Below are 15586 nucleotides of genomic sequence, written 5' to 3'. Positions count from 1 at the left end.
TTGGAGAGGTATGATAAGCTTTATATTAATATGACGGCACGGATATATCAAATAGTTAGTTCGGGTTCAAGACCACACGAAAAGACAATCTCCGGGGACAATGGCAATCCTCTGGCTTAAATTTGTAATCGCTACACTGGCCATCCTTTATTCAGGCGCCAGACTTTCCGTTTATGGCGATATCATAGCCGAGAAGTCAGGCCTGGGAAGGACCTGGGTAGGAGTGGTTCTGATGGCCTCGGTGACTTCGCTGCCTGAACTGGCTACCGGGCTGAGCTCCGTAATCTACACCCATACCCCAGACATCGCTGCCGGAGACATTCTTGGTAGTTGCGCCCTTAACATGCTGATACTGGCAGCGCTGGATGCTGTTGTCGGGCGCATCCCCTTATCTTCGAGGGCCCACCAAGGGCAGACCTTGGCCGCAGGCTTCGGGATCCTTCTCCTTTCTTTGGTGGCCCTCAGTGCCTGCTTTAATAGTATGGCCGTAACCGTCGGCTGGATCAGTCTTTATAGTATTCTGTTTATTCTTATCTACCTGGTGGCTATGCGGCTTATCTTCTTTTATGAGAAGCAGCAGAGATTGGCTGCGAGAGAAAAGGTTATAGGATTGAAATATGGGGAGATCCAGAAGAGGACTGCTTACCTGGGGTATTCTATTCACGCTGTCCTGGTTATAATTGCAGGTACGTGTCTCCCCGGTATTGGCAAGGGTATTGCTGAGACTACGGGCCTCGGTCAGACCTTTGTAGGAAATATTTTCATTGCTGCGGCCACGTCGCTCCCGGAGGTAGTGGTCTCTGTCTCTGCGGTAAAGATGAACGCTATAGACTTGGCTATCGGAAATCTTTTTGGAAGCAATCTTTTTAATATAGCCATTCTGGCCTTAGACGACATATTTTTTGTAGAAGGCCCCCTTCTATCTTTTGTGCACCAGAATCACCTGATCTCGGCCCTTTCTGCTATAGCGATGACCGCTATTGCTATCATCGGTCTGACCTATCGGGCAGGCAGAAAAAGGCTGTTTTTGGCCTGGGACTCGGTTGGGATAGTGCTTGTTTATCTTGTTAACCTTATGTTACTCTATACAAAAAGGTAAGGACGGCGGCAGCTCTTACCGATAAGGAAGATAGGAAAGAAACGAACGTTTCAGACGCACTGAGGTGTAGGGAAGGTGGTTAATTTTTGACAGCACTCGAAGTGTCTTTGGGAGAGCAGGTGGAAAAACCCATACCACCCTTTGAGTTTAGACAGTGTGCGAGCATACTAAAATCCACAGGTGAAAAGGCAAAAAATCTCCGGGAACTTAGAGACATAATTGCTCATGTCAGTGATGAGGCCATATTTCATCACACCTACCAATATTTCTTGAAGGGTCATATCTATCAATATACCAACGATTTTGCCCAATGGGCCGGCGAAAGTCTGGAAGAAGAGGCGCTGGCCGAGCATCTATCGGTTCTGGACCCATACGAATTTAAGAGGATAGAGGATCTGCGCAGTGCGCTGGCGGCAGTAATCGATCATTATTTAATAGATTTTCCTGAGCCAAGGGAGGCTATGCCCGGAGATGAATTCCATTTTAATGAGACCAGAACCCTCATATTTCCGGTCGGGATAAGGGTAAAGAACCTTGCCGAATTCTTAATGGCTATAAAGTATGTGGATGCTGGTTCGATATATTATCATTTCTACGAGGCAAGGATGCGTCTGGGTAGCGGCATAGATGATTTTTCCGCGTGGATAGAGACCTCCCTGGAAAAGAAAGATCTGGCAGAAAAGATAAGGGCCATAGACCCTTTTATGCATAGCATAGAAGAGATCAGGAAACATATAACCGAAGTGGTTGAGAAAGAGGCCAGGCGCGACATGGAGGTTATGTAGGCGATGATCTCAGATTACTCAGGCATTGTGCCCAAAGGAGACTTGCAACTACTACAGAAGCTCGGCGAGAAATTAAGAAACAGGTCTTTTCTTCACATAAACTCTACTCGGGCCGGTGGTGGAGTGGCCGAGATACTCCAGAGAATGATCCCCCTGCTTCGGGGACTGGACATAGATGCAAGGTGGGAAGTCATTGAGGGAGACGACAGGTTTTTTGATATAACCAAAAGAATCCACAACACGCTTCAGGGGAATCTTGACCATATCAGCAAGGAAATGTGGGAATACCATTATGAGGTAAACAAAAAAAATGCGGAGAAGCTCAACCTGGATGCAGATGCGGTTTTAATCCACGACCCCCAGCCGGCGCCCCTTATCGAGTTCAGGAAAACCGGGAAATGGATATGGAGATGTCACATCGACGCCGCGAACCCTTTGAAAAAAGTGAGCGATTATCTGAGGCGTTATTGGGAGAAATATGATGCCGCCATTTTTTCTGTGGCCAGATTTGCCCGGTCCATACCTATAGACGAATTTATCATCGCTCCGTCTATCGATCCCCTGAGCGAAAAGAACCGGGAGCTTACCGAACAGGAAACAAGCGAGGTTTCGGAAAGACTTCAGATACCAAGAGACAGGCCCATAATCTTACAGGTCTCAAGATTTGACCGTTTTAAGGATCCAACAGGGGTAATAAGGGCTTATAAGATCGTCAAGAAATATAATGACTGTATTCTTGTTCTGGCAGGGAGCCCGGCAGCCGACGATCCGGAAGGGGAGGAGGTTTTAAAAGAGGTAAGGGGATATGCGGCCGATGATCCAGACATATTTATTCTCTTGTTGCCGGCATTCAGCGACAGGGACATAAATGCCCTGCAGAGGATGGCGGATGTTATTCTGCAAAAGTCCACGCGAGAAGGTTTTGGCCTTACCGTTTCCGAGGCCATGTGGAAAGGAAAGCCGGTCATAGGAGGGGCCGTAGGCGGTATCCCCCTGCAAATAGTCCACGGCGTCACCGGCTTTCTTGTACATTCTGTGGAAGGCGCCGCCTTCAGGATAAGGCAGTTTTTGAATAATCCGGAAATGGCGGCGCGGATGGGTGAAAAAGGCAGGGAATATGTGCGGATTAATTTCCTTATAACCAGGCAGATAAGAGACTATCTTTCGGTCTGGTATGCGTTAGAGAACAAGGGTAAGAACGTTTTGGAGCTGTGAGCTGAGAGTGTCTTTTCAAGACCCCTTCAGACGTTGCAGGTCAGAGACCTTCTGATTATACAATTCGATTACGTCCCGGCGGGATAACATGCCGCTTAGTTCTCCGGGGTTGTCTTCCCTTACCACGGGCAGCATGTCAATATTTTTGGCTGTGAATTTTTTCAGGACAGTGTGCAGATCTTCGGCGAGATGCGTGGTTATGACTTCTGACCAGGCGATGTCTTTCATGATGACCAGGTCATCGAGGTCATGCTCGAAGAGATGGTGCCTGATATCATTAATGGAGAAGATGCCGGTTAACTTATTCCGACTGTTTATTACCGGAAAGTAGTGTTGCTCCGCATGAGAGAAGGTATATAAGAAATCTTTGAACTTAACATTTTCTTGTACGGTAATTATGTTTCTTATCTTGTTTTCCAGACTGCGGACGGTTAGTCCTTCTAAAAGATCCGTTAGGAAGTCTCCGGCATGGGCGGGTGAATCAATGCGTGAAGAAACCTGTTTATGATAAATGGTCCATTTCCGCGAAAAGATAAAGGCCAGGGTACAGACCAGGAGGGCCGGAAGAAGCAGATGATAAGAACCGGTCATCTCACTTACCATGATGATGGTAGAAAACGGGGCCTTGGAGGCCGCGGAAAAGAAACCAGCCATACCCACGATAGCAAACGCCGCTGGTTGCTGCACTATATCGGGCATCAAGTAATGAAAAACCTGCCCCACGGCTGCACCTAAAGAAGCTCCTATAACCATGGCCGGACCAAAGACCCCTCCACTTCCACCGGAACCGATAGAGAGGGAAGTGGTCAATATCTTGCCCAGTCCCACCGCAACTAAAACGGGGATGGCCACCAAATTGTTCAAGGTCATCTGTATAAAGCCATACCCGAAGGCCAGTGTCTGGGGTAAAAAGAATCCGATGCACCCGGTAAGAAAGCCGCCCATGGCCGGTTTGATATAATTAGGGAGGTTTATTTTTTTGAAAATATCATGGACGCCGTAGAAAATTTTGACATAAAGAAAGGCGGCGCCGGCCAGTATTAGGGCAAGAACCGAATATGGAAAGAGCTGGCGTGGATCATTAAAGACAAAATCGTGGGTGGTGAAGAGCGACCCCCAGCCAAAAACCAGGCAGAAGACACAATAGGCCACCACGGAAGAAATGCCGGCCGGGATAAGGACTTCAGATTCAAACTCGGCTTCCTTGTATAAAACCTCAGCCGCAAATAATGCACCAGCCAACGGCGCCCGGAATATGCTTCCTACGCCGGCCGCCATACCTGCGGCCAGCATGATCCGGCGCTCCCGGTCCGATAGCTTCAAACGGGTAGCCAGAAATGAGCCAAAGCCGGCTCCAATCTGGGCAATGGGGCCCTCCCGTCCTCCTGAGCCTCCCGTACCTAAAGTTATAAAAGAGGCCAGGGTCTTAATAACGGGGACTCTGGATCTTATGAACCCTCCCTTTTTGTGATACGCTTCAATGGCGGCGTCGGTGCCGTGGCCTTCTGCCTCCGGGGCAAAAGTATAAACCAGCCAGCCGCTGACAAGCCCACCCAGGGCCGGCACCAGCAACAGCGCCCACCGCCGGAAAGGAGTCGAGAATTCCTTGAATAAAGGGGCTTCACCAGCGGGATGGGGCGGGCGGTAACCAGCTAAGAAATCCAGAAAATAATGCAGCCCAACCTGGCATAAGAAATAGAATATGATAGCACCGCAACCGGCGATAACACCGATCAGGACATAATTTAAAAACCATTTGCCCAGGGCAAAGAATTGCGCTTTATCGATTTTCAAGTTTAGCCTGGTGTTATTCAATGTGTATTTAAGATTATCTCATATTGGTTATAGAAATCCAGGCTGCAAATGTCAATAGCTACAGCATGAAAAGGAATAGGCTCGGGGCAGGCGGCTCAAAAGAATTTATCGTGTAGAGAAAAGCGGTGCAGTAGTAGCCGGGTAGGGCTTGTATCTTTGGCCGGTCCTGTGTTACCTTATAACAGGATCACCAAGACGTCCTTTTAAGCTCTCAGATTTTCCCTAAAAAGTGTGTCCCGGAGGTGCGAATTTGACAATTAAAGGCATGACCATTCCGATTTTAGTAAGCCTTTTTTCTGTAACAGTCCTATTTTTTGTAAGGAGCATGGCCTTTAGAGTTCTTCACCGCTGGGCGGAAAGGAGCCATACCAAAATTGATGACCTTATAGTACACTCTCTCCGGACCCCATCTGTTTATTGGTGCATTGCCATCGGACTATACCTTGGTTTTGGTATATCCGAACTTCCAGCCAAATACGTATCTTATATAAGCAAGGCCATTCACGTCATTTTAATCCTTTCGGCCACCATAGCCGCCGCTAACCTGGCCGGACAGGCATTTAGAAATTATATTGAGAAGTCGGCTATTCCCATACCCACCACCGGTCTCGTCCATGGTATCTTAAAGGGTACTATTTTGATCGTAGGTTTTTTGATAATACTTACCACTCTCGGTATATCAATAGCGCCTCTTCTCACCGCCTTGGGTGTGGGCGGGTTGGCCGTGGCCCTGGCTTTGCAGGATACCCTCTCCAACCTCTTTGCCGGCGTGCATATACTCCTGGAGAAATCCGTAAGGATCGGAGATTTCGTAAGGCTTGAGAACGGTCAGGAGGGCTATGTCGAGGATATTACCTGGAGGACTACCCGGATCAGGATGTTGCCTAACAATATGGTGGTAATTCCAAACAGCAAACTGTCCCAGAGCATAGTGACTAACTATTACCTGCCGGAGAAAAGGATGTCTCTGCTGATCCCGGTCTCCGTAAGTTATAGCTCCGATCCCGAAAAGGTGGAGAGCGTCCTTATCGAAGAGGCAAAAAAGGCTGTCGGCGAGATACCCGGTCTGCTGGCCGACCCGGAGCCTTTTGTCAGATTCATCCCCGGATTTGGGGACAGCTCACTCGATTTTACCCTGATATGCCAGGTGCAAGAGTTTGTTGACCAGTATCTCGCCCAGCACGAACTTAGAAAGAGGATATTCAAGAGGTTTAAAGAAGAGGGGATCGAGATTCCGTTTCCGCACCGGACGGTTTATCTTAAGGAAGAAAAAGGACCGGATAAATAAAAAAGACGTGTTTTCGGGAGAGCAGATGGAATAGGAATAGATGATTTTCTGCCCCGGACGAACTTGTTTAAGACCAGGCAGATAGTGCAATTATCTTTCTGGTTGGTACGCACTGGAGAATAAAGGGAGAGATATCTTAGGATTGTGAATTCAGACAGGCTACAATTGCTTCTCGAAGAGAATTTTTCCGGCAAGAACCTGGTGGTCGTCTCTAACCGGGAGCCTTACATCCATAAGAAGGTAGGGGCACAGATTAAAGTGGACAGGCCGGCCGGCGGCCTTACCTCCGCTCTGGACGACGTCTTAAGGGCCGCCAAGGGAATATGGGTGGCCTGGGGAAGCGGAAGCAGGGATAAAGATGTCGTGGATAATAAGAGTTGCATCCCCGTCCCACCCGGAAACCCTTCATATACCTTAAAGCGGGTCTGGCTAAGTTCAGGCATAACTGAAAATTATTATCATGGGTACGCCAATCAGGTACTTTGGCCCCTCTGCCATATAACCTTGGATAGGGTCTATTTCAGGAAAAGATTCTGGGAAGATTATAAAAAGGCTAACCGGATCTTTGCCCGGGCTGTTCTTGAGGAAAGCGGTGGCGATTCCGTCGTCTGGGTACACGACTATCACCTCTGCCTTCTGCCCGGTTTCCTGAGGAATTGCAAGCCTGACCTGACCATTGCACATTTCTGGCATATCCCCTGGCCTGACTGGGGCGTCTTCAGAGTTTGTCCGCAGGCAAAGGAGATACTGGAAGGTCTTTTAGGCAATGACCTTATCGGCTTCCAGATCCCTCTTTTTGCGAAGAACTTTATGGACTGCGTGAAGGAATGCCTGGATGCCGGGCTGGATTACCGGAATGCAGTGGTCACTTATAAAGGACATGCCACAAGGCTAAAGGCCTTTCCCATAAGCATTGATTATCAGAAGTTCCACTCTATGGCCATGTCCCGACGGGCTGTTAACGCCATCAAAAGAATAAAAGAAAAACATAGGCTTGATCAAGGTTACATCGGTATCGGTGTGGACCGGCTGGAATATACCAAGGCCCTTATCAAGAGGCTTCAGGCTATTGACCTGTTCTTCGAACGATATACAAAGTACAGGGGAAGGTTTACCTTTATCCAGATCGCCGTCCCGACGCGGACGAAGGAGCCATACCTGAGTTACCAGAAGGCCGTCGGGGAGCTTATCGCCAGGATAAACGGGAAGCACTCAACGGCGGATTGGAAGCCTGTAGTTTACATCGACAGGAAGGTGGAGCACCAGGAACTGGTGGCCTATTACCGGATGGCGGACGTAGCTATAATAAGCTCTGTTTATGACGGCATGAACCTGGTGGCCAAGGAATATGTAGCCTCCCAGGCCGATGGACATGGTGTGTTAATCTTGAGTGAGCTGGCCGGCGCTGCCGAGGAGCTGGAAGGGGCCCTGCTGGTAAATCCATACGATGTGGAGGGCTTTTCTGATTTGATATACAAGGCCTTGAAGATGCCGCACACCGAAAAGGCCGGCCGTATGGCCGTTCTCAGGCAGCAGGTAGGAGCAAATGATATTTATAAATGGATCGCCGATGTTCTCCATGAGATTGTCAATATCTGTTGGATGAAATCTGCGACAGGCCGTTATCTGTTTGATAATCTCGACAGGATACCGGTAAAGAATACATTTTTGTTTCTCGACTATGATGGTACGCTGAGTCCTATTGTTGAATCGCCGGATAAGGCGTTCATCCCGGACGAGATTCGCGATATCCTGCTCAGATTAAAGAAACAGATGCCTATAGCCATAATAAGCGGACGGGCCCTTGAGGATATAAAGGAAAGGGTTGGGATAGAAGATATTATCTATGCGGGGAATCATGGCGCTGAGATCTGGAACGGCAGGCGGCAGGCGGTCTGCGGTCAATCGGCAGGTGACAGAGACAGGCTGGAAGGGCTTTTGCGCAGATTGAGGGAAGATTTGATGCCGATCCGGGGCGTCATGGTTGAAGATAAAGGCATTACGGCCAGCATCCACTTCAGGAAGGTCAGCCTCAAAGATATAGGGGCGTTTTTAAATGCCTTCCGGGAGACGGTAAGGGGATATGAAGATACCTTCAGGATCACCGCGGGTAAAAAGGTCTTCGAGATCAGACCGCTGACGGCCTGGAACAAGGGAAAGGCAGTCTTATGGATAATGGAAAAGGTCGGGAAAGGAAAAATGCCGATCTACGTGGGTGATGACACCACGGACGAGGACGCCTTTAGGGCCATAAAGGGACGAGGCGTATCCATCTGCATTGGAGGAAACCCGGAGGCAGATTACTATTTAAAGAGGCAGGAAGAGGTAAGGGTGTTCTTTGAACAACTTATAGGGTTATCAAAAGTCTCATGGTTTGCTAATCTATAGCACCCTGATAGTCAAATATCTCTAGCTTTTATTTCAGATTGTTAGCAAGCTTGAGCATTGCTTACAACATACGAAGGATTTATTGATACCTGTAATATTAATGTCCTATCTTCATGTATTATTGTCATTCCGGGCTTGACCCGGAATCCAGTCTTTTTTCTCTGGATTCCCGCTTTCGCGGGATTTCAGAATTTACACAAAAGATTTTACACGACCAACCATTTTCTTAATACAAACCCAATTTTGATGAATTGTAAGAAGAACATCCTTGTTTAGACCATAACTCCTTATCATATCTTTCAATTGTCTATCCCTCATTTCACCGGGCCAATACAAAAGGCCATCCAATCTATACTCAGACAGATAGAAGCAAATGATAATATCTCTAAAAAAGTTACGCTCATCGAGTGATGCTTTAGTAAAGCTGTTGATTGTATAGTCATGATGTGTATCCACACGACACAGCCAAGCGTCGACCGTATCATTTTTAATATGTTGATATAATCCATGCAATAATGCTAATTGGTTTGATGGGAGCTTCTGAATGGCTGATATGATTTCATCATCACTCATAGAAGGGTCTTTCCAAATTTTATCAATCAATTTTTGTATATTCATTGTAATTACTCCTTCACCTGTTAGATGACCGAACTTCCTTTTGCCAACAGTCATTTCTTTTAGTTGCCCTCCAAAGCCCCAACCTATTAATATCCAGCAATGATAGAGAATATCTACAATCAGATTTCAGCCATTTAAAAGAAGGACAAGGAATTATTTTTGAATTAGGAAGAATATGAACAAACTCAATACCAGCCGAGCATTTATCTTTAATCTCTTTATGAGGTCGGCATTTAATAATTGCAGGATACCCAGCATAAGAAATATTTATCTCGTTAAATTGTTGCATCATATTCTTGGAAAAATTCTTTAGGTCAACAAGCCCATTATCGACTTCGAGTTTTTTTCGATTTAAATACCCGATCCCTTGTGGCACAAAACGCAAAAGGCGATAATTAGAAATATTAAAGCGTTTATAAAGAGAAGCTACAGTTTCTCCAAGGTGATCAATATTTAATTTTGTCACAACAATATGAATGCAAATTCTAAGTCCCACTTTTTGCAAATTCTCAAGAGAAAACATGACTCTTTTATAAGCGTTATCTAACTTCATTATTTGGTTATGAATAGCGGAAAGATGACTGTAAACAGAAATACTAATTTGTTCAAAACCTAATGACTTAAGAAGAGCAGTATCTTGCAAGGTTAAAAAATCATGGCCTTTAAGTCCGAGGCAGCCGGAAGTATATATAATTTTTTTTATCCCTTCAGGAACTAAATTAGCCATTTTAATAAAATCAGGATGGCAGAAAGCCTCCCCGCCTCCGAATTCTACGATTCTCAGGCTATGATGCTCTATGAAATACTTAAGCATCAAGCTATAATTTTCAAAGGACAACTGTTCGTGCAAACAAGACGGCTCGTTCGAACAATGGATACATCGAAATGGACACTTATATGTGAGATCAATAGAAATTTCTTTTATCATTACAAGGTCACAGCTCAAACATTTTAAATCTTCTTTTATTTTTTTCTAATTTTCTTAGAAATTCTTGTTCAATGTCAATATCATTTTGGTATGCCATCTTTAATAAGTAAATAAATACGTCTACAATCTCTTCAGCAATATCATCCTTATGCTCAGAATAAGTTAAATCTCCGCGCCGTATTTTTTTTATAATATTAGCTAATTCTCCGACCTCGCCAATAAGGCCAATAATCAGATACTCTAATATATGAATATTTTCAGAATTGATCTTTTGGTGCCACGAAAAGGCACCTTTATGTTTTTCATCAAATAGTTTTTGAAGCTTCATGATCTCTGCTAATGTCATGATCGTCCTCTTATTGTCTCGTGCAAGATTTTTATGGTATCGCTCAAAATGGTTTGTATCTTCTGATTCAGACTTAAAACTTCATGTGAGTGGGAGGAGGATCTTCTAATTCGCTGGAGTCGCTTCATGTTTAAGAGGCAAGCCCCTATATTACTAATTATCCTCCTGTCATAATTGTCGGAACATAGGCGTAAAGCATTCTGCAGCTCTGTAATGCCATTGGTATTTACATACGACTCATCCCTAAGCTTGGACTGAAGCAGGCTGGAGATAGTAACGTAATCCTGTTTAGCCACAGCGATAGCAATAGCACCTTTATTCTTATCTAAGTCGATCTCTGATACCTCTAGACAATAAAAATCCTTATTTGAATATGCGCTAAAGGCATGAATTGTTATCATTACTTGCTCAATTGATGGAATTTTCTCTTTTATTTCCCTTAGAATTAAGCAAATTTCGGCAATATTTGATGGTAAAAATTTGGAGACTTCTAAGGCCCTGAAATATGCTGTGCATACTATGCATTGATGAGATTTAAAACTAAACTGAAAAATCATAAATGAAGGTATAGGACGATCCCCGCTATGCAATATATCCTTACAATTAATCAAACTGATTACAGCTCTGTTTGAGTCTGGTTTTCGCTTTAGTTCGTCAATAACATACTCAATGGCATCGCCATATTTATGTATATATTCACCGTGATTAATTATCAATGATTCAGGTCGTTCTCGTGCCTGCCATTGAACGGCTTTTTCAGTGTGGACCCGAACAAATGTTGAATCAATTTCTGCAATAGGAAATTCCCCCTGAAGAATGAGGTTAAAAACTCGACCGTTACTACAAGATTCTTCAGCGCTCTTTATAAAGTCTGAGAGCATATTCATTTCTTTTCCTCTAGCAACTTATGAACTATGCGTACTATTTTGCTGTGGATATCTTTGATGGATTTAGCCCCATCTATTTTATACAATACATCCTTGTAATGGCTTATTGCCTCTTGATAGTTACGCTCAACCATTGATAACTTTTCTTTATTCTCATATTTTTCAAGATGATCTCTTTTTTTAAGTCTCTCAATGGCAACGTCAACTGGACATTCTAAGTAGAAGATTATGTTTGGATTTGGAAAATTCTTATTCAATGAATACACAAACCGATAATCAGCATTATCGGATACATGATAAGCTAAAGAGGATAAATAGTATCTGGTAGAGATTACAGCATATTGTTCGTTTAGCCGTTTTGCAATCCCATTGACAGCGTTGTATAAGTGATCATGCCGATCAGCTGCAAAAAGATAAGCCAATAATCGATCATCCATTTTGTTATCCATGCAGGTGACCAGCCTTCCCTGCATAATAGATTTAATTACTTGGCCTACAGGCCCAAATGTCGGTTCAGCTGTGAGAACAGCTTTTTTACCAACTAATGAATTTGAAAGTAAATATTCATATAGTAATCTGGCTTGCGTGGAAGAACCAGAACCATCAATACCTTCGAAAACAATAAAAAAACCTTTATCGCAATATGCCATATTCGTACCTTTCAACGTAAAAATCATCTACATTTTTCTTATCATGACTATCAATTAAGTATCTGAATATTTTTTGATAAATCTTACTATTATTTCTGTCGATAATTAGACTTTGGAACTGATTTGTATAACCACTTTGTCGAGAAGTCTGAAACAATGAACCGCTCCCCGATATCAATAACGAGGAATTTCCAACCGTTAAATGCAAGTTCATATGTCTGTGACCATGCAATATTAATTTGATATCGGTAGAGGTGCAAAGATTTAAAAGACTATAAGCATTCTTTAAACACGAAAAGTCATCAGTCGGCAACAAGTGATGGTGCAAACATAATATTTTATCACAGCAGCTGTCAATTCCTTCCATAACTTCTTGCAATCTATTAAGTTCTATGAGGCCATAAGTGTGATCTAAATGATAGGTACTATTTACAACCAGGAAACATAACTCATTAATAAAATAAGGCGAAATTGAGTGCTTTGACAGCATGAGTGCGTCATTGCGTGTTAAACTGAAAACGAATTTATTGTAATCGTCAAAACTCTGTTTACTGACTACAAAATCGTGATTACCAGGACAAATTATTATATGCTCCTTTTTAATTTTTATTTCGGAACATAATTTTTTCAGAAAAAACTCTGCTAGTGTGTAAGCCCTAACATCTCCCTTAAGGACAATGTCTCCTGTGATACATAAATAAAGACAATCGATAGAGGTATCAGAAACAGCTTTCTTGATAGCGGAAATTACTCTATCCTCATCCATAGCAAGAGGGATGCCCGTACAAAAATGTAGATCCGATAAATGGATGATATGCATTATTATTTTTCGTTATCTATTACAAATTAGGTTAGTCAGGACATTTTAGAAACGCATAACGAATAAGAGTTCTTACAGCGCTAAGCCGACCGTAAAAAGTCCTGTTGAACTGAACCGCTAGCCATTATTTGGAAATTTATCGGCTCAGTATAGTTGTGATGTTTGATTTTATATCAGGAATTGATCGATATTCCAAGATGAAACAGTATAGGTAGGGAAGATTTCGAAACGGGTTGGCCCCCAAAAATGTCGGAATGGGCATCGTTATTAGCAGGAAGCCGGGTCTGGTTCGGTACGCAGCGCAGACCGGCGCGCCCTCTGTGCCAATGTAATCGTCATCTCTGGCAAAGAAACTGATCGAACAGTCCTGCGAGAAACAGGGAATTCAATCAAGTCAACTGAGCATCCATTCTGATCGGGGACCCAGTATGACCTCAAAAACGGTTGCTTTCCTGCTTGCTGATCTGGGGATTACCAAAAGCCTTTCCCGGCCTTATGTGAGCAATGACAACCCCTATTCGGAAGCCCAGTTCAAGACCCTGAAATACCGGCCGGAGTTCCCGGAGCGCTTCGGGTATGCCGAGGACAGCAGGTCCTTCTGCCAGGGATTTTTCGGTTGGTACAATACCGGGCATTACCATTCCGGGATCGGATTCCTCACCCCGGAAAATGTCCATTACGGACAGACTGAACAAATTATCAGGGAGCGTCAAGTAGTTCTAAATGATGCTTTTGCAAAACATCCGGAGCGATTCAAGGGGAAGATGCCAAAACCGATGGCCTTGCCCGAGGCGGTCTGGATCAATAAACCGGCGTCAGAAAATAGTGATCCATTGCGACACTAAATTCTTTATGGAGGTGTCTCATTTTCATTGACAAGTTCCGCGGTGCACCTAGTGTAGTGTCTCAATAACGGCTTTACAATGATTAACCTTCTCCAGGATCTCTTCAACTTTCTTGGTCCATACAAAAGGTTTGGGGTTTTGATTGTTTAATCGAATGAACTCTTTGATAGCAGCAACCAACTCTGGAACACTCTTGAAGACGCCTCGGCGGATCCTTTTGCGCGTGATTTCACCAAACCATCGTTCTATGAGGTTCAGCCAAGAAGAACTGGTCGGTGTGAAATGCAAGTGGAATCGCGGATGATGTTGGAGCCATGTTTTCACATTAGGATGATTGTGAGTGCCATAATTGTCCAGGATCAAGTGGAGATCCAGTTTCCGAGGAGTTTCACGATCAATCTTGCGCAAGAACTTTAGAAACTCCTCGTTGCGATGAAGCGGATAACAGGTGCCAATAACGGTGCCTTCAAGGACATTGAGTGCTGCAAAAAGGCAGGTGGTCCCGTTACGTTTATAATCGTGCGTCATTGTCCCACATCGTCCCTTTTTCATCGGCAACCCGGGTTGGGTTCGGTCCAGCGCTTGGATTCGCGACTTTTCGTCGACACACAGTACGAGGGCCTTATCCGGAGGATTCAAATAGACACCGACAACGTCCGTCAGCTTTTCAACAAATCGTTTGTCCTTGGACAACTTGAACCCCTTGGTTCGATGGGGCTGCAACCCATGGGCATTCCAAATTCGTGCGACGCTGGAGTGGCTCACGCCCATTTTTTCGGCCATCATTCGGGTACTCCAGTGAGTCGCGCCGGGAGGAGCCGTCTGGAGAGTCGTCTCCACAATCGCTTTAACTTTCTGGGGGGCCAAACATTGAGCGCTCGGACCATGGGGTGCATCTTCAGACAATCCCAAAACCCCCTGTTTGAGGAATCGCTCTCGCCAAAGCAGAACCGTTGGACGAGACGTGCCCAACTCTTTGGCAATGGCGTTATTGGATCGTCCGTCGGCTGCACGCAGACATATCTTGGATCGCAAAACCATTCTCTGCGGCGTCGTTCCAGCTCGGATCCACCCCTCAAGCGTTCTTCTCTGTTCCATTGTCATCGGCAAAGCATCGGTTGGTTTCCACATGACACCAACTATAACACAATAAATAGAAATTGTAAATATATTACTGAGACACTACACTAGTAGTCCACAAGTCCATCATATAGACGAGAACCCCGACAACAATGACATTCTGAACCTGCTACCACTTTGCCCCAACTGCCACCTAACCGACTTACACAGCCCGACAAGCAAGATGGACAGCAAGAAGCTGCAACTTTTTAGGCAATATAAGGACCCCTCGATCCTTTCTTCCCAGTTCCATCCACTATTTTGCCGAATGCAGTTCCTGGATTCTATCGAAGATGACGCTTCCGTGGATACACTACGTCATGATGCGAGCGAACTAGTCAGTTTTGTTGCGGAACTGAACATGGGCAGATTCTATGCAGGACAAATCGGCATGCTGACCAGGTGCCCCCACTGGACAGCTATAACAAAAGAAGATGGATCGCTCACGCTGGAATCCCGTGCCGAACTAGAATCAAGGGATTTGGCTTACCGAAAACAATTAAGACAAAATAGGGATAAGGTGTACTCCCTGCTCGTGGAGTTGCTCCGTTATCAACCTTGGCTTCAAGAAAAGCGTTAACAAGGCTGTACGCAGGTTGGAGTCGACCGGCGAGACAGCAGGGTTCAAAAGAGCAGCTCCCGAGGCGTAGCGACTCAGGCCGAACGTTGAGTCTGTAGGAAAAGTCTCTTTTCGCAAATTTGCTATTAATAAAATCAAATGGTTACGAGTCGGAACATAGTGGGAATCGGGCTTTTTCTACAGACTCGTTATCTCTCATAACT

Annotated in this window: 14 protein-coding genes and 1 pseudogene; 7 read left to right on the top strand and 8 right to left on the bottom strand. The window is 44.8% G+C overall.

The annotated features are described in order from the left end of the window. The first annotated feature begins 100 nt into the window (after positions 1–100). From PHT49_00775 to PHT49_00765, 3 genes are all read left to right on the top strand, one after another. On the top strand, positions 101–1099 hold the full coding sequence (locus PHT49_00775; protein MDD5450421.1) for a hypothetical protein: 999 nt from the start codon (positions 101–103) through the stop codon (positions 1097–1099). An 86-nt stretch (positions 1100–1185) separates the two neighbouring features. Continuing rightward, the gene (locus PHT49_00770) at positions 1186–1884 is read left to right on the top strand and encodes a DUF5752 family protein (GenBank protein MDD5450420.1); all 699 of its coding nucleotides are present in this window, start codon (positions 1186–1188) and stop codon (positions 1882–1884) included. A 3-nt stretch (positions 1885–1887) separates the two neighbouring features. After that, positions 1888–3099, top strand: a complete 1212-nt coding sequence (locus PHT49_00765; GenBank protein MDD5450419.1) for a glycosyltransferase — start codon at positions 1888–1890, stop codon at positions 3097–3099. A 15-nt stretch (positions 3100–3114) separates the two neighbouring features. Here the strand turns inward: PHT49_00765 and PHT49_00760 are convergent, their stop codons facing one another. Then, positions 3115–4893: a chloride channel protein gene (locus PHT49_00760; protein ID MDD5450418.1), complete on the bottom strand. Its 1779-nt coding sequence runs from the start codon at positions 4891–4893 to the stop codon at positions 3115–3117. A 271-nt stretch (positions 4894–5164) separates the two neighbouring features. On the opposite strand from PHT49_00760, the gene PHT49_00755 reads away from it, so the two are divergent. Together PHT49_00755 and PHT49_00750 are read left to right on the top strand one after the other, a co-directional pair. Continuing rightward, on the top strand, positions 5165–6202 hold the full coding sequence (locus PHT49_00755) for a mechanosensitive ion channel family protein (protein ID MDD5450417.1): 1038 nt from the start codon (positions 5165–5167) through the stop codon (positions 6200–6202). A gap of 144 nt (positions 6203–6346) precedes the next feature. Beyond that, positions 6347–8590 (top strand): bifunctional alpha,alpha-trehalose-phosphate synthase (UDP-forming)/trehalose-phosphatase, encoded by a 2244-nt coding sequence (locus PHT49_00750; GenBank protein ID MDD5450416.1) that lies wholly within the window; start codon positions 6347–6349, stop codon positions 8588–8590. A 192-nt stretch (positions 8591–8782) separates the two neighbouring features. Here the strand turns inward: PHT49_00750 and PHT49_00745 are convergent, their stop codons facing one another. From PHT49_00745 to PHT49_00720, 6 genes are read right to left on the bottom strand one after another with little or no spacing between them, the layout of a single operon-like run. Then, positions 8783–9208 (bottom strand): hypothetical protein, encoded by a 426-nt coding sequence (locus PHT49_00745; GenBank protein ID MDD5450415.1) that lies wholly within the window; start codon positions 9206–9208, stop codon positions 8783–8785. A gap of 13 nt (positions 9209–9221) precedes the next feature. Further along, the gene (locus PHT49_00740; protein MDD5450414.1) at positions 9222–10136 is read right to left on the bottom strand and encodes a radical SAM protein; all 915 of its coding nucleotides are present in this window, start codon (positions 10134–10136) and stop codon (positions 9222–9224) included. A gap of 7 nt (positions 10137–10143) precedes the next feature. Further along, positions 10144–10482: a MazG nucleotide pyrophosphohydrolase domain-containing protein gene (locus tag PHT49_00735; GenBank protein MDD5450413.1), complete on the bottom strand. Its 339-nt coding sequence runs from the start codon at positions 10480–10482 to the stop codon at positions 10144–10146. Continuing rightward, on the bottom strand, positions 10479–11363 hold the full coding sequence (locus tag PHT49_00730; GenBank protein ID MDD5450412.1) for a thymidylate synthase: 885 nt from the start codon (positions 11361–11363) through the stop codon (positions 10479–10481). Before PHT49_00730 ends, PHT49_00735 begins: the two co-directional genes overlap by 4 nt. Positions 11364–11365: 2 nt before the next feature. Beyond that, positions 11366–12019, bottom strand: a complete 654-nt coding sequence (gene tmk / locus PHT49_00725) for a dTMP kinase (protein ID MDD5450411.1) — start codon at positions 12017–12019, stop codon at positions 11366–11368. Then, complete coding sequence (locus PHT49_00720; GenBank protein MDD5450410.1) at positions 12003–12839, bottom strand: metallophosphoesterase; 837 nt, start codon at positions 12837–12839, stop codon at positions 12003–12005. Before PHT49_00720 ends, tmk begins: the two co-directional genes overlap by 17 nt. 332 nt (positions 12840–13171) lie before the next feature. Between PHT49_00720 and PHT49_00715 the strand changes: the two are divergent. Next, positions 13172–13684: pseudogene (locus PHT49_00715) on the top strand (integrase core domain-containing protein). Between the two features lie 48 nt (positions 13685–13732). On the opposite strand, the gene PHT49_00710 reads toward PHT49_00715, so the two are convergent. Then, on the bottom strand, positions 13733–14815 hold the full coding sequence (locus PHT49_00710) for an IS630 family transposase (GenBank protein MDD5450409.1): 1083 nt from the start codon (positions 14813–14815) through the stop codon (positions 13733–13735). Between the two features lie 256 nt (positions 14816–15071). Between PHT49_00710 and PHT49_00705 the strand changes: the two genes are divergently transcribed. Next, positions 15072–15383, top strand: a complete 312-nt coding sequence (locus tag PHT49_00705) for a hypothetical protein (GenBank protein MDD5450408.1) — start codon at positions 15072–15074, stop codon at positions 15381–15383. The last annotated feature ends 203 nt before the right edge of the window (positions 15384–15586 follow it).

The sequence above is a fragment of the Desulfovibrionales bacterium genome (genome assembly GCA_028715605.1).
Taxonomy (GTDB): domain Bacteria; phylum Desulfobacterota; class QYQD01; order QYQD01; family QYQD01; genus QYQD01.
Note: the sequence above shows the minus strand (reverse complement) of the source record. Positions and strands in the feature narration are given on the sequence as shown.

Bases quoted from the DNA above. Each gene is read 5' to 3' on its own strand.
- PHT49_00745 (MDD5450415.1), bottom strand. From the start codon at position 9,208: ATGAATATACAAAAATTGATTGATAAAATTTGGAAAGACCCTTCTATG.
- tmk (MDD5450411.1), bottom strand. From the start codon at position 12,019: ATGGCATATTGCGATAAAGGTTTTTTTATTGTTTTCGAAGGTATTGAT.
- PHT49_00765 (MDD5450419.1), top strand. From the start codon at position 1,888: ATGATCTCAGATTACTCAGGCATTGTGCCCAAAGGAGACTTGCAACTA.
- PHT49_00735 (MDD5450413.1), bottom strand. From the start codon at position 10,482: ATGACATTAGCAGAGATCATGAAGCTTCAAAAACTATTTGATGAAAAA.
- PHT49_00720 (MDD5450410.1), bottom strand. From the start codon at position 12,839: ATGCATATCATCCATTTATCGGATCTACATTTTTGTACGGGCATCCCT.
- PHT49_00740 (MDD5450414.1), bottom strand. From the start codon at position 10,136: ATGATAAAAGAAATTTCTATTGATCTCACATATAAGTGTCCATTTCGA.
- PHT49_00710 (MDD5450409.1), bottom strand. From the start codon at position 14,815: ATGTGGAAACCAACCGATGCTTTGCCGATGACAATGGAACAGAGAAGA.
- PHT49_00775 (MDD5450421.1), top strand. From the start codon at position 101: ATGGCAATCCTCTGGCTTAAATTTGTAATCGCTACACTGGCCATCCTT.
- PHT49_00705 (MDD5450408.1), top strand. From the start codon at position 15,072: ATGCAGTTCCTGGATTCTATCGAAGATGACGCTTCCGTGGATACACTA.
- PHT49_00730 (MDD5450412.1), bottom strand. From the start codon at position 11,363: ATGCTCTCAGACTTTATAAAGAGCGCTGAAGAATCTTGTAGTAACGGT.